The 13,464-nt window shown below is 61.6% G+C and carries 10 protein-coding genes; 5 read left to right on the top strand and 5 right to left on the bottom strand.

Annotated elements, in window-relative coordinates:
• Positions 1-260 precede the first annotated feature (260 nt).
• Complete coding sequence (locus tag PQQ96_RS32045) at positions 261-992, bottom strand: TetR/AcrR family transcriptional regulator (protein ID WP_408299987.1); 732 nt, start codon at positions 990-992, stop codon at positions 261-263.
• Positions 993-1,271: 279 nt separating this feature from the next.
• Here PQQ96_RS32045 and PQQ96_RS32040 point away from each other — a divergent pair, with 279 nt between their 5' ends.
• The 4 genes from PQQ96_RS32040 to PQQ96_RS32025 all read left to right on the top strand — a co-directional run bounded on the left by PQQ96_RS32040 (position 1,272) and on the right by PQQ96_RS32025 (position 7,200).
• Positions 1,272-2,453: an isovaleryl-CoA dehydrogenase gene (locus PQQ96_RS32040; RefSeq protein WP_408299983.1), complete on the top strand. Its 1,182-nt coding sequence runs from the start codon at positions 1,272-1,274 to the stop codon at positions 2,451-2,453.
• Positions 2,454-2,633: 180 nt separating this feature from the next.
• A complete protein-coding gene (locus tag PQQ96_RS32035) occupies positions 2,634-4,241 on the top strand; it encodes a carboxyl transferase domain-containing protein (protein WP_408299981.1) in 1,608 nt (535 codons plus the stop codon).
• A 29-nt stretch (positions 4,242-4,270) separates the two neighbouring features.
• Positions 4,271-5,056: an enoyl-CoA hydratase/isomerase family protein gene (locus PQQ96_RS32030; protein ID WP_408299979.1), complete on the top strand. Its 786-nt coding sequence runs from the start codon at positions 4,271-4,273 to the stop codon at positions 5,054-5,056.
• Positions 5,057-5,166: 110 nt separating this feature from the next.
• Positions 5,167-7,200, top strand: a complete 2,034-nt coding sequence (locus PQQ96_RS32025; protein WP_408299977.1) for an acetyl/propionyl/methylcrotonyl-CoA carboxylase subunit alpha — start codon at positions 5,167-5,169, stop codon at positions 7,198-7,200.
• Between the two features lie 9 nt (positions 7,201-7,209).
• On the opposite strand, the gene PQQ96_RS32020 is transcribed toward PQQ96_RS32025, so the two are convergent.
• From PQQ96_RS32020 to PQQ96_RS32005, 4 genes are all read right to left on the bottom strand, one after another.
• Positions 7,210-8,001, bottom strand: a complete 792-nt coding sequence (locus PQQ96_RS32020; RefSeq protein WP_408299975.1) for a phosphate/phosphite/phosphonate ABC transporter substrate-binding protein — start codon at positions 7,999-8,001, stop codon at positions 7,210-7,212.
• A gap of 19 nt (positions 8,002-8,020) precedes the next feature.
• Complete coding sequence (locus tag PQQ96_RS32015; RefSeq protein ID WP_408299985.1) at positions 8,021-8,299, bottom strand: hypothetical protein; 279 nt, start codon at positions 8,297-8,299, stop codon at positions 8,021-8,023.
• A 183-nt stretch (positions 8,300-8,482) separates the two neighbouring features.
• The gene (locus PQQ96_RS32010; protein WP_408299973.1) at positions 8,483-10,591 is read right to left on the bottom strand and encodes a 2Fe-2S iron-sulfur cluster-binding protein; all 2,109 of its coding nucleotides are present in this window, start codon (positions 10,589-10,591) and stop codon (positions 8,483-8,485) included.
• A gap of 38 nt (positions 10,592-10,629) precedes the next feature.
• Positions 10,630-11,271 (bottom strand): glutathione S-transferase family protein, encoded by a 642-nt coding sequence (locus PQQ96_RS32005; protein ID WP_408299971.1) that lies wholly within the window; start codon positions 11,269-11,271, stop codon positions 10,630-10,632.
• A gap of 128 nt (positions 11,272-11,399) precedes the next feature.
• Between PQQ96_RS32005 and PQQ96_RS32000 the strand changes: the two genes are divergently transcribed.
• A complete protein-coding gene (locus tag PQQ96_RS32000) occupies positions 11,400-12,314 on the top strand; it encodes a LysR family transcriptional regulator (RefSeq protein WP_408299969.1) in 915 nt (304 codons plus the stop codon).
• Positions 12,315-13,464 lie beyond the last annotated feature (1,150 nt).

Genomic DNA, 13,464 nt, shown 5'->3' with positions numbered 1-13,464 from the left:
CTACTTCTCTTTGCGGCCGGCAAAGAAAAGTAGGTGCCTGCCCCGCACAGGGGCGACGCTAATAGACCACTAACAAATCAAGGAAAGGCCAACGCCGCAGGCGCACAGAAACAAGCGCCAAGCAGGCAAACAGATCAAGGAAAGGCCAACGCCATAGACACACAGACGAACAAGCGCCGCGCAGGCAAACAAGCCAGGCAAACCTCAACGCCGTAGGCATACAGGCAAAAAGCCCCCCGCAGGCAAAAAAACCAAAACCACTACTCACCGCCAGGCGCCCGAGCCGCCTCTTCAAACCGCCGATTCGCCTCAGCCACCTCGGCCCTGAACTGCTGCAAAGCACTCACCGCCACATCCGGCGGCGTCAAAGCCGCCCACAACACGTCGATCAACTGATCAGCAGTAGCGTCAATATCTATATGCCGGTTCGCCAGCGTGGCGTCCCACAATACATGTTCCATCGGCCCAAACACCATCGACCGCAACAACCTCAATGGCATATCAGCCCGAATCTGCCCAGTCTCCTGGCCTTGCGCCAGCACCCGCATCAACGGCGCCGTATACCGCCGCTGCAACTCGGTCAGCGCCTCACTCAACTCATGATGCCGAGCCCGCCCCTCCGACAACACCAAAGCACACAGGTCCGTGCCATTGACCAGCATCAACCGCAAATGCGTGCGCACAATAAAAGCAAACTGCTGCCGTACATTGCCGTCACGCGGCAATCCGGACTCGATCGCATCAATGATCTCGTCGTACCAGTCGCCAATCACCCGCGCGCATAACTCGCGCTTGCCGCGAAAATAACTGAATACAGTCGCCTCGGAAATGCACAGGCGCTGCGCAATCTCAGCCGTCGTCGCGCGCTCATACCCCTTCTCCGAGAACACGTCGCGACCCGCCTGCAAGATCTCTTTCACGCGCTGCTGCGACTTGCGCCCGGCCGGCTGCCGGCGCGAGGCAGGTAACTCAGCCTTCAGAGCAACCGTCATATGAGTCCAGTTCAGTTTTGTGAGGCCAATAGCCTCGGTGACGTCGATCCCATCACTGTATAGCGGCTCCAGACGCATGCCAACTAGTTTATGAGTGATACTCAAAAATACCACTTGACGCTTACGTAAATCTGGCGTGAAATGCGGCTTGAACGTTTCGCGCCTCGTGCAGGGTGATGAGGGTGGCCCACAAAGCCGCCGCCGTCCGCTGAGCCGCACTCAGACAAGCCGGTGCCCACCCAGGCTGCCCGGCCGCCAACGAACTCTGGAGACACAGCAATGAGCAACCTGCCCGGTTTGCAATTCCCGCTCGGCGAAGAAATCGAAATGCTGCGTGACAGCATCGCCGGATTCGCTGCCAAAGAAATCGCCCCGCGCGCCGCGGAAATTGATCGCACGGATCAGTTCCCCATGGACCTGTGGCGCAAATTCGGCGACCTGGGCGTGCTCGGCATGACGGTCTCGGAGGAATACGGTGGCGCGAACATGGGCTACACGGCGCACATGATCGCGATGGAGGAAATCTCGCGCGCCTCGGCTTCGGTCGGTCTCTCGTACGGCGCGCACTCGAATCTGTGCGTCAACCAGATTCATCGCAATGGCACGGCAGCGCAGAAGGAAATGTATCTGCCCAAGCTGGTCTCCGGCGAACACATCGGCGCACTCGCCATGAGCGAGCCGAACGCGGGCTCGGACGTCGTCAGCATGAAGCTGCGCGCGGACAAGAAGGGCGATCACTATGTGCTGAACGGCACGAAAATGTGGATCACCAACGGCCCGGATTGCGACACGCTCGTCGTTTATGCCAAAACCGATCTCGAAGCGAATTCGCGGGGCATTACCGCGTTTATCGTGGAGAAGGGTATGAAGGGTTTCTCGGTCGCGCAAAAGCTCGACAAGCTCGGCATGCGTGGGTCGCACACCGGTGAGCTGGTGTTCGATAACGTGGAAGTGCCGGAAGAAAATATCCTCGGTCAACTGAACGGCGGCGTGAAGGTGCTGATGAGCGGTCTCGATTACGAACGCGCCGTGCTCGCCGGCGGCCCGACCGGCATCATGGTCGCGGTCATGGACGCAGTCGTGCCGTATATCCACGATCGCAAGCAGTTCGGCCAGGCGATCGGCGAATTCCAGCTGATTCAAGGCAAAGTCGCCGATCTGTACACCACGCTGCAAGCGTGCCGCGCGTATCTCTACGCAGTGGGCCGGCAACTCGATACGCTCGGCAACGGACATATTCGCCTGGTGCGTAAAGACTGCGCGGGCGTGATTCTCTATACCGCTGAAAAAGCGACGTGGATGGCAGGCGAGGCGATCCAGATTCTCGGCGGCAATGGCTATATCAACGAGTATCCGGTCGGCCGTCTGTGGCGCGATGCGAAGCTCTATGAAATCGGCGCCGGCACGAGCGAAATCCGTCGCATGTTGATTGGCCGCGAGCTATTCGCCGAAACGGCTTGAGTCACAGCACTGCGCGTCGCGCTGCCTAACGAATTAATGGATGGATTCATGCCGGATTAATGCTGGGTCAATGCGGGTTCAAGGTGGAATCACTGCACGCTGCAGCCCACTACCGAGCTCGATCCAGCGCAGCGCGTCACCGCAGGCCTACAAGAAGCGGCGAACAGGAGAAGCCAAGCAATGCCGATCATCGAATCAAAGCTGAATCCGCGCTCGGACGACTTCCGCACCAATGCGGCGGCGCTCGAAGCGCTGGTCGCCGATCTTCGCGCGAAGATCGAGAAACTCGCGCTGGGCGGCGGGCAAGCGGCGCGAGACAAACACACGGGCCGCGGCAAACTGCTGCCGCGCGAGCGCATCGAAAAACTGCTCGATCCGGGCACGCCGTTTCTCGAGTTCTCGCAACTCGCAGCCTATGGCATGTACCACAACGACGCGCCGGGCGCAGGCGTGATCACGGGCATTGGCCGCATCGCGGGGCAGGAGTGCGTGATCGTCTGCAACGACGCGACGGTCAAGGGCGGCACTTACTATCCGGTCACCGTCAAAAAGCACGTGCGGGCGCAGGAAATCGCTGCCGAGAATCATTTGCCGTGCGTCTACCTCGTCGACTCGGGCGGCGCGAATCTGCCGAATCAGGACGACGTGTTCCCCGATCGCGATCACTTCGGCCGCATCTTCTTTAATCAGGCGAATCTGTCCGCAGCAGGCATTCCGCAAATCGCCGTCGTGATGGGCTCGTGCACGGCAGGCGGCGCGTATGTGCCGGCCATGAGCGATGAGTCGATCATCGTCAAAAATCAGGGAACGATTTTCCTGGGCGGCCCGCCGCTCGTCAAAGCCGCAACCGGTGAAGTGGTGAGCGCGGAAGACCTCGGCGGCGGCGACGTGCATACGCGTCTGTCGGGCGTGGTCGATCATCTCGCGCAGAACGACGCGCATGCGTTGGGCATTGCGCGCGGCATCGTCGGCAATCTGAATCGCACGAAGCAGGTGCCGGTGGCGTTGCAGGAACCGAAGCCGCCGCGCTATGACGTGAAGAGCATGTACGGCGTGATTCCGGTCGATACGCGCAAGCCGTTCGATATTCGCGAGGTGATCGCGCGTATCGTCGACGATTCCGCTTTCGACGAATTCAAGGCCCGCTACGGCACCACGCTCGTCTGTGGCTTCGCGCATATATGGGGACATCCGGTCGGCATCATCGCGAACAACGGCATCCTGTTTTCGGAGTCGGCGCTCAAGGGCGCGCACTTCATCGAACTGTGCTGCCAGCGCAAGATTCCGCTGGTGTTCCTGCAGAACATCACGGGTTTCATGGTGGGCCGCAAGTACGAAAACGAAGGCATCGCGCGTAACGGCGCGAAGATGGTGACGGCCGTGGCGACGGCGAAGGTGCCGAAGTTCACGGTGATCATCGGCGGGTCGTTTGGGGCCGGCAACTACGGCATGTGCGGCCGCGCGTATTCGCCGCGCTTCCTGTGGATGTGGCCGAACGCGCGCATTTCGGTGATGGGCGGCGAGCAGGCGGCGTCGGTGCTGGCCACGGTCAAGCGCGACGGCATCGAAGGCAAGGGCGGTTCGTGGAGCGCCGAGGAGGAAGAGGCGTTCAAGCAGCCGATCCGCGATCAGTACGAGCACCAGGGCCACCCGTATTACGCGAGCGCGCGGCTGTGGGACGACGGCGTGATCGACCCGGCGCAAACGCGCGACGTGCTCGGTCTTGGCCTCTCGGCGACGATGAACGCGCCGATCGAAGACACGCGTTTCGGCGTGTTCAGAATGTGACGGCGGGCTACGAGAGAGGAGCTGCAACGATGCAATACGAAACGCTGAATCTTGCTTTCGCTGGTCAGATCGCCACAGTCACGCTGAATCGGCCGGACGTGCGCAACGCGTTCAACGAAACAATGATCGCCGAAGTGACTTCGGCTTTCACTGCGTTGAACGCGCGCGACGACGTGCGCGCGGTGGTGCTCGCCGCGAACGGCAAGGCGTTCTGCGCAGGTGCCGACCTGAACTGGATGAAGAAGATGGCCGGCTACTCGGACGACGAGAACCGCGCCGACGCGATGCTGCTCGCGAACATGCTGTCGTCGATCTATCGCTGCAACAAGCCGGTGATCGCGCGCGTGAACGGCGACGCGTACGCGGGCGGCATGGGTTTGATCTCGGCGTGCGATATCGTCGTTGCGGTGGAAAGCGCGCGGTTTTGCCTCTCGGAAGCGCGTCTCGGTCTGATCCCGGCGACGATCGCGCCGTATGTGATCCGTGCGTTGGGCGAGCAGGCGTCGCGGCGCTACTTCACGACCGCCGAGCAGTTCGATTGTGCGACGGCGTTTCGCCTGGGCCTTGTTAGTGAAGCGGTCAGCGCGGAGCAACTCGACGCTACCGTGCAGCAGATTGCTGAAACGCTCTGCGCAAACGGTCCGCAAGCGGTGCGTGCCTGCAAGCAACTGGTGCAGGACATCGCCGGTCACGAGTTGAACGAGGCCATGATCGAAGACACGGCGGCGCGTATCGCGCGCACGCGAGCCGGTGAGGAGGGCCGTGAAGGTGTCGCGTCGTTCCTCGAAAAGCGCACACCGTCCTGGCGCGATTGAAAGGCCATTGAAACGCACCTGAAGCGCAGGCAAGCGAGCCAATCCAAAGCGCTGCCCAAGCTTCACCAGAACAACACAGCCCCGAGCGGGACACTTCACCGAGACACCTCATGTTCAACAAGATCCTGATTGCCAACCGTGGCGAGATTGCGTGCCGCGTCGCCGCGACCTGCAAGCGGCTAGGTATCGCGAGCGTGGCCGTGTATTCCGACGCGGACGCTAACGCGAAGCACGTGGCCGCCTGTGACGAGGCGGTGCATATCGGCGGATCGACCGCGGCGGAAAGCTATCTGCGCGTCGAGCGCATTATCGAAGCCGCGCGTGCGACCGGCGCACAAGCGGTGCATCCGGGCTACGGCTTCCTGTCGGAAAACGAAGACTTCGCGCATGCCTGCGAAGCGGCCGGCATCGTCTTCATCGGACCGCCGGTTGAAGCGATTGCCGCGATGGGCTCGAAGGCGGCCGCGAAGGCATTGATGCATGCAGCCGCCGTGCCGCTCGTGCCGGGTTATCACGGCGACGATCAGGATCCGCAGTTGCTGCATCGCGAAGCCGATGCGATCGGTTATCCGGTCCTGCTGAAGGCGAGCGCGGGGGGCGGTGGCAAAGGCATGCGTGTCGTGGAGCGCACGGAAGACTTCGCGGCGGCATTGGCATCGTGCAAACGCGAAGCGGCCAGCAGTTTCGGCAACGATCGCGTGCTGATCGAAAAGTATCTGACGCGGCCGCGTCACGTGGAAGTGCAGGTGTTCGCGGACCGTCACGGCGGCGCGGTGTATCTGTTCGACCGCGACTGTTCGGTGCAGCGGCGTCACCAGAAGGTGCTGGAAGAAGCGCCGGCGCCGGGGTTGTCTGCGGAAATCAAGCGCGAGATGGGCGAAGCGGCCGTGGCCGCCGCACGTGCGGTGAATTATGTCGGTGCGGGTACGGTTGAGTTCATCATGACCGGCACGGGCGACTTCTACTTCATGGAGATGAACACGCGCCTGCAGGTCGAGCATCCGGTCACGGAAATGGTGACGGGGCAGGATCTGGTGGAATGGCAATTGCGCGTCGCTGGGGACGAACCGCTGCCGCTCACGCAAGAGCAACTGACAATCGACGGCCACGCAATCGAAGCGCGTATCTACGCCGAGCATCCTGCTCGCGGCTTCCTGCCGTCCACGGGCACGCTCAAGCATCTGCGCATGGCCGAAGGCGTCGAATTCTCCATCGGTGAGCCGGGCCGCAAAGCGCCGGTACGCATCGACAGCGGCGTGCGCGAAGGCGACGCCATCACGCCGTTCTACGATCCGATGATTGCCAAGCTGATCGTCCACGGCGCGACGCGTGAAGAGGCGCTCGCGCGTATGAGTCGCGCGCTGCGCGCCTGTGAAGTGGTCGGTCCGCATACCAATGTCGAGTTCCTGCAACGCATCGTCACGAGCGAACCGTTCGCGACTGGCGATCTCGATACGGGTTTGATCGAGCGTCATCACGATTTCTTGTTCGCGCCGGTGAAAAAGCCGTTTAAAGAAGCCCTGGCACTCGCTTGCGCCGCGTTGCTGACGCGCGAGGGCGGTACCGCGCACGGCGCGTCGCCGTGGGATGCGCTATCGCACTGGCGCCTGAACAGCGGCTATACGCAGACGCTCGGCTGGCGCAATATCGACAACAGCAGCAGCGGAAACGAAAGCGAGAGCGTTTTCACGGTCACGTTTGCCCGCGACGGCGCCACGCAAACGCTCGAACACGACGGCGTGCGCGAGGACTTCACTTGGTCGAACGGCACAGGCCAGCATGAATACCGCGCGACGATCGGCGATGCGCGGGTAACAGGGCGCGTTTTCATCGAAGGCGATACGTTCCACGTGTTCTGCCTGGGCGAAGCGCTGGCGTTCGAGTGGCAGAACCTGCTCGCGCATGCCGCGGACGCTGAAGGCGGCGAAGGCCGTTTGACCGCGCCGATGCCGGGCAAGGTGATCGCGGTGCTGGTCGAACCAGGCACGGTGGTAGAAAAGGGCACGCCGCTGATCGTGATGGAAGCGATGAAGATGGAGCACACGATCGGCGCGCCAGCGGCTGGCACGATTAAGGAAGTGCTGTATGCGGTCGGCGATCAGGTCGCCGATGGGGCGCAGCTTCTCGTGCTGGATGTGGGCTAACCGCGGGATTCAAGCGAGGCGCGCGTAGCCGGTGGTGCGCGCTTCGTTTTCGAGTTGCTCGATCCGCTCGTACTCCGTGAGCGGCAACGCCGAAAAGCCCTTCAAACGCAGGCGTTTGGCCCGCTCGGGCTGTGCAAGGTGCGCTTCGTTCAGTGCTTTGCGCAGCGTCCCGATCGTCGCGGCCGGCACGTTGTGGGAGGCGATCAACGGCAAACCCGGCGATGCCGCCGTCACACCGATCTGCCGAACCTTTTGCGCCAGCTCCGGCAATTCATCGCAGATAAAGGCAAACGTCACGCAGTCGATCGCGGCGACGTCCGCCTGCTTCTCGACTACCGCTCGCAATGAGCCAAGATGTGAACCGGTGCGCAGAACCGCGCTGAAAAACGCACCGTCGCGCGCAAGCGGCGCCACCGCATGGCGAAACACATTCATGCCGCTATTCGAATCGTCCTGATTGTAGGCGGCACGAGCGCCGCGGCATGCCGCGAGCGAATCGAACTGGGCCTCCGCCCGCGTGACCAGCACGCTCGAATAATCCGCGCCTTCGCAGCCCGGCGCATCGAATCGCGGCGTGGCGATTAACTGAACCTGCTCGTTCAGGCCGTGCATCAAGGGGTAGCCGCAGGTTTGCGAGAGCAGGACGTTGGGGCGTCGCCAGAAACCATGCAGTTCTTCGTCGGGCTCGACGATCCGGCATGCCGGTGAAACTCTGCGCAAGACGTCGTCCAGCCATTCGCTCCACGCGGTAGCGAGCGCGGGCGTCACGTTGTACATCGGCAGGGCGGCGATCCAGGTCATGGACGCGATTCTGGCATACCTAATGTCTGACCATTCGGAATTCGTCCAGACCCAACCGCACGGGCTCTGTCTGTTTAAACGGCCATTTACATTCCACCACCTTCAATATTTCCAGTTGCGAGTCTTCGAACGCGACGAGCAAATCCTCGCGCCGCTTGCTTGCAGCCCCGCAATAGGTCATCAGTGCCTCGGCGCTGACCTCAAAGACCTGCACCCGATCGTCAAAACAAACCCGGAAGGCGACCGTTGCGCATTCCGTAACACAGGGCCTGAATCCTTCATCGACATATACCGACATGGCAACCTCCCACCGCACGCCTGAGTGGTCAGCATGGCAAGCCGTCACCTTTCGGTCTGTGGGAAAACCGGCATTCGGTGTGAAAATGCCGGGCATCCGCCTCACCTTACCGGTCGGAAACAGAACTCACCCGCGTTGAAGCATGCGTAATCGGATTTTGCGCCAGGATGCCGGGCCCGTCATTCAGAGTTCTAGCGACAGTCCGTCCGTCACGGCTGCGTCATCGGCAACCGGCCGGCCCATGCAGATGAGGGCATGGCCTTCGTCGATGGTGGCGTCTGTGGGTTCTTCGTAAGCGACGCGGCCGTTTAACACGCGCGTGGAGCAGGTGCCGCATATCCCGGAGCGGCAACTCGACTGCGTGGCGATGCCGCACGCCTCGGCGAGTTCGAGAAGCGTGCCGTCCTTGGGCCGCCATTGAACCGTGCGGTGCGATCGCGCGAACGTCACGGGGATCCCATCCGGCGCGCTTTCAGGCGCGTTTGAGGGCCGCGTGCCTTGTGCGTCTTCCTGCACCGTCAGCGGGATTGCAGGCGTGCGTTTGACGGTTGCCGGTCCAAACGCCTCGAAGCGGATTCTGTTGTCAGCGACGTTGAGCGCCCGCAATCCTTCATACAGCTCGCGCATGAACGACTCGGGACCGCACAGATAGAAGTCGTAGTCGTCGAACGGCAGGGCGCGCTTGATTTCAGCCACGCTCACCCGACCGGGCACGGTGCCGGACTGCGCGTGAGTGGCCGGGTCGGCGGCGCTGTCGAACAGGTGCAACGAGACCGCCGGATGGCGCGACGCGAGTGCCTGCAAGTGCGCACTAAACGGCCGATCGCCGTCGCTGCGCGCGCCATGGAAGAAATACAGCGGCTTGGGCTGCCTATGCGGCTCACGGGCTGCAATTGCGTGATGCAGCATCGTGATCATCGGCGTGATGCCGATGCCCGCCGAAATGAACACAGCAGGGCGCGGACTGGCTGAATCGTAGGTGAATGCGCCGCGCGGTGCCATCGTTTCGACCTGCATGCCGGCGGCGAAGCGTTCGTGAAGCCAGCTGGAGCCGACTCCGTCGCGCTTCACCGTGATCCGGTACTGCTGCCGGTTGCTTGCGTCGGACAGCGTGTAGGTGCGCGTCAGCGGCTTGTCCAGGCCGTCGACCGGCACGCGGATCGGCAAGTACTGGCCGGGCTCGTACGCCGGCAACGGCGTGCCGTCCGTCGATTCAAAATAGAACGACCGGATCATCGGCGTTTCATCGTGAACGGCGGCGATCCTGAGCTTCTTCCACGGTGATTCGAGCGGTGGAGCGGGCAGTGAAGTGGCTAGTGACGCGGGCGTCCTGAACTGCGGCGCATAGGTGACCTCGGACCAGCGAAACGGTAACGCCTCGCGGCTGCGCCGCACTTCGGTAATGCGAAAGCGTACGAGGCGCTCCGCCAGGGGGAAGTTAGCCAGTTCCGGACCGTCCCAGATGATTTCGGCGAGGGCCGCGACGTACAGCAGGTCGCCGCTCGCGAAGTCTACGAACAGCAAGCCGGTGCGCGGATCGTGGAGCAGATTGCCCAGTGTGTTGAAGAAGCGATTGCCGCTGAAATCGGGCGTTGTTAGCGTGGTGGCGTCATCAATGCGCACGAAACCCGGCATGCCGCCGCGATGTGACACATCGGCGCCGCGAGCCGGGCCTGCTTCTTCGCCAACATTCGCGCTGGCGATAAAGAAAGTATCCGCGCTGGCCAGTAGTGCGCGGTCCGCGTCGCTGAGTTGAGTCGCCGTCTCGACGGGTGTCCGCGTGCCGGTTTCGCCGCGCGCGACGAATGTCGGCGTACGGCTTTGAATGTATTTTGCGCAGTTGCCGAAGCTTTGCATGACCTCGAGCATGACGGTGTCGCCCTCTACCGACGACACGACGCCGTTGACGCGATTGCGTCGGCGTGTCTGCGCTTGCAGTCCCAGGCCACCGATCATCATTCCGGGCTGCCAGCGGCCAGCCAATGGATCGCCCGGCAAAACGCCGCCGTCGATCCGCAAGGTGCGCGCGTCAGGGGACGATACAAAACCCGGTTGAGCGGCGCGCAAGCTTGCCCACGGCTGGCCGTTTGCGTCGAGACCGCCGAACACCATGAACGGCTGCTCAGAGAAAAACTGCCGATGCTGATCCGGCATATATCGGCGGATGCCTCGACTACCGGCTGCCGCCTCCTCGCTCACGCCTGCACGTCGCTGTGCCACGATTTCGGCGGCGTGAAAGGGCGACTCGACGGGGTTCCAACCGCGCGGCGCGCTGGAAGAAAGTGGAGACATATCGGCCTCTGCCGGTTACGGCGTGCGCGTTGTTCAGGTTACGCGGCGATCAGTCCGGCTTTGGTCTGCGGCATCGCAATGAAGCGTGGCAGTGCTTCGACACGACGCAGCCATGCCCGGATGTTCGGGTACGGCTCGAGCGATACGCCGCCTTCTGGTGCATGCGCGATGTACGTATGCGCGGCAATGTCGGCAATGCTCACGCGGTCGCCTGCAGCAAAATCTTTGTCGGCAAGCTCCGCGTCGAGCACGTCGAACAGTTTCAGGGCAATTTTCTGGGCGGTGTCGAGATTGAGTGGCGCGCCGAATACCGTGACCAGCCGGGCAGCGCACGGCCCGTAAGCGATCTGCCCGGCGGCGAGCGAGAGCCAGCGTTGCACGGCGGCGGCGCCAAGCGCGTCTTCCGGCAGCCATGACGGGTCGCCATAACGTTTCGCCAGATAGACGAGGATCGCATTGGAATCGAACAGGACCGTATCGCCATCTTCGATCGTCGGCACCTGGCCGAACGGATTGAGCTTCAGGTATTCCGGGCGGCGATTGTCGCCGGCACGCATGTCCAGTTCGATCACTTCAAACGGCAGGTCGAGTAAGGTCAGGAACAGCTTGACGCGGTGTCCGTGCCCGGAGCGGAGTGTGGTGTGAAGGCGGATCGGCTGGGCGGGTTTGGCGGCAGACATTGCAAGCTCCTGGATCGGGAAAAGCCGACAAGCGTCGACTGGAATGAAGTAAGCGTACCGATTCGCGGCGCAACGCAGAAGACTGCTAAGCTAGAAAACATAATCAATCGAAGATGGACAATCGGCGAATGGCAGATCTACGGGATGTCAATCTGAACCGCCTTGCGATTTTTGCTGCAGTGGTGGAAGCGGGCTCATTTACCGCGGCCGCAGCGCGTCTCGGACTCACGAAAACCATGGTCAGCACGCACATACAGCGGCTCGAGCGCGAGATCGGCGCGGGCCTGCTGGTCCGAACCACGCGGCGGCTCAGCGTGACCGAAAGCGGGCGTGCCTTCTACGAGGCAAGTTGCAAGATCTTGCTGGCGGCCGAGGAAGCGTTATCGGTCGTGTCGGGGGAATCGGCGCCGTTGCGAGGCACGTTGCGCGTGAGTTCGCCGATCGATTATGGGACGCTGGTGGTGGCCCCCGCGCTGGTCGAGATGCGCCGAACGTATCCGGAGCTCGACATCGAACTGGTCTGCAACGACCACTATGTGGATCTGATCGCGGAGGGTATCGACGTAGCGATCCGTCTGGGGCAACTTGCCGACTCGGGTTACCGGGCGGTGAAGCTCGGTGGTTTCGTCAAATGGATCGTCGCGAGCCCGGAATTCATCAATGCGTGGGGTAAGCCGAAGACGCCGGCTGCGCTCGCGGCCATGCCTCATGTCGCATTGTCGGTCTTGCCGCATCCACTCACGCTCGATCTGCAGCGCGCGAAAGGTACAAGACAAAGCGTACGGTGCGAGAATGTTCTGCTGGTGAATACGGCCGATGCAGCACGTGCGGCGACGCTCGCGGGCGGTGGATTCGGATTGCTGACTGATTTTTCGATTGCAGCCGACGTGGCGGCGGGGCGGCTGGTCCGCTTGTTGCCTGATTGGGCCGGCAAGCCCAAGGGCATCTACGCGGTGTTTCCGCCCACTCGTTATCCGACGTCCAAGGTACGTGCGTTGATCGACGTGATCAGGAGAAGGCTTGAGCCGCAGGTGGATGGCTAGCGTCCCTCTATCCATCAAAAATATTATTGGGCGCGATTTTCTTTCCGTAGCCCACCCACTTCAAGATGATGTCGCCAGTCGCTTAAAAAAATGTCCGATTTTTCCTGGATCGCTGGCTGATCCGTCTGACATTTTTCAGCTTCAAACCGCTTCTGAGCACCTAATATAGTGCTAGCGTAAATGTGTATCTTAACTGTAAGCGAAAATCCAATTGAAATTAGACACCCGGGCGTGGCTCGGTGACATCTCGCGTTAGCGGTTGGCGAAGCATGCTTGCTGCATGGGTGATACATGTTGGTGCATGTAAATCGTTCCGATCGCCGCTTCATGTTTCAGTGTATCCAAATTCAAAAATCCTGGATGCGGCAAAACGCTACTTTTGCCTTTTAAAAGTTGGTGGTTAAAGTCGATTTCGTAAAGCGACTAAAACGTTTTCTGGATCTATTGGGGAGCGGGTTGAGTGGAAGTCATTAAAATATGATTCGATTTTTAATCGTAAACTTTGCAATCAGAATGATATTAAATAGAATTGAAATAATTTTGTTTTTGTGCAAAACACGACTCTTTTCAGTACGGCTGACCTGAGCGGGCATTCGTTACCTCCCGACTCGATGTGTCGGCTGTTTCGATAGTTGAGGGCACTGATGGCTGCACTCGCTTATGAACTACCCACGCGCTATCCAGGTCTTCGAGAATCGCTGGCTCCGCCATTGCGGGCATTAGCTGACGAGCAGATCGAAGACCTTTTTGCCCGCACCCCTGTCGAGGCAGCGGACGTCGAGGGGTTTCTTTCCGACCTCCAGCAGGTTGCGCGCGTTGCGGCTCCCATCGCCCGAGTGGCGCTGCCGGCTATAGGCACCGCCGTCGGTGGACCCGTTGGGGCGGCGGTGGGGGGCCTCGCCGGTCAGGCGATCGGTGCGCTTGCGCAGTCAGGAACAGCAGCGCCAGCTCCACCCAGGCCGGAGGCGCCACACTCAGCTCTACCCAGGCCCGATGCGCCACGCGCGGCTCCGCCCAGACCGGATGCGCCACGCCCAGCTCCGCCTGGGACGGATGCGCTGCAGGTAGTCCAGCCGCCAGTCGCGCCGCGGCCGAACGGCGCTCCCCCAGCTCCGCCCCGGCCAGATGAGCCTGTCGGAACTGCTACTGC

The sequence above is a fragment of the Paraburkholderia sediminicola genome (assembly GCF_046027825.1).
Taxonomy (GTDB): Bacteria; Pseudomonadota; Gammaproteobacteria; order Burkholderiales; family Burkholderiaceae; genus Paraburkholderia; species Paraburkholderia sediminicola_D.
This window is presented reverse-complemented; position numbering and strand designations above follow the sequence as displayed.

Excerpts from the sequence above, each read along its gene's own strand:
- PQQ96_RS32000 (WP_408299969.1), top strand. The coding sequence starts at position 11,400 with ATGGCAGATCTACGGGATGTCAATCTGAACCGCCTTGCGATTTTTGCT.
- PQQ96_RS32045 (WP_408299987.1), bottom strand. The coding sequence starts at position 992 with ATGACGGTTGCTCTGAAGGCTGAGTTACCTGCCTCGCGCCGGCAGCCG.
- PQQ96_RS32030 (WP_408299979.1), top strand. The coding sequence starts at position 4,271 with ATGCAATACGAAACGCTGAATCTTGCTTTCGCTGGTCAGATCGCCACA.
- PQQ96_RS32005 (WP_408299971.1), bottom strand. The coding sequence starts at position 11,271 with ATGTCTGCCGCCAAACCCGCCCAGCCGATCCGCCTTCACACCACACTC.
- PQQ96_RS32010 (WP_408299973.1), bottom strand. The coding sequence starts at position 10,591 with ATGTCTCCACTTTCTTCCAGCGCGCCGCGCGGTTGGAACCCCGTCGAG.
- PQQ96_RS32025 (WP_408299977.1), top strand. The coding sequence starts at position 5,167 with ATGTTCAACAAGATCCTGATTGCCAACCGTGGCGAGATTGCGTGCCGC.
- PQQ96_RS32015 (WP_408299985.1), bottom strand. The coding sequence starts at position 8,299 with ATGTCGGTATATGTCGATGAAGGATTCAGGCCCTGTGTTACGGAATGC.
- PQQ96_RS32020 (WP_408299975.1), bottom strand. The coding sequence starts at position 8,001 with ATGACCTGGATCGCCGCCCTGCCGATGTACAACGTGACGCCCGCGCTC.
- PQQ96_RS32035 (WP_408299981.1), top strand. The coding sequence starts at position 2,634 with ATGCCGATCATCGAATCAAAGCTGAATCCGCGCTCGGACGACTTCCGC.
- PQQ96_RS32040 (WP_408299983.1), top strand. The coding sequence starts at position 1,272 with ATGAGCAACCTGCCCGGTTTGCAATTCCCGCTCGGCGAAGAAATCGAA.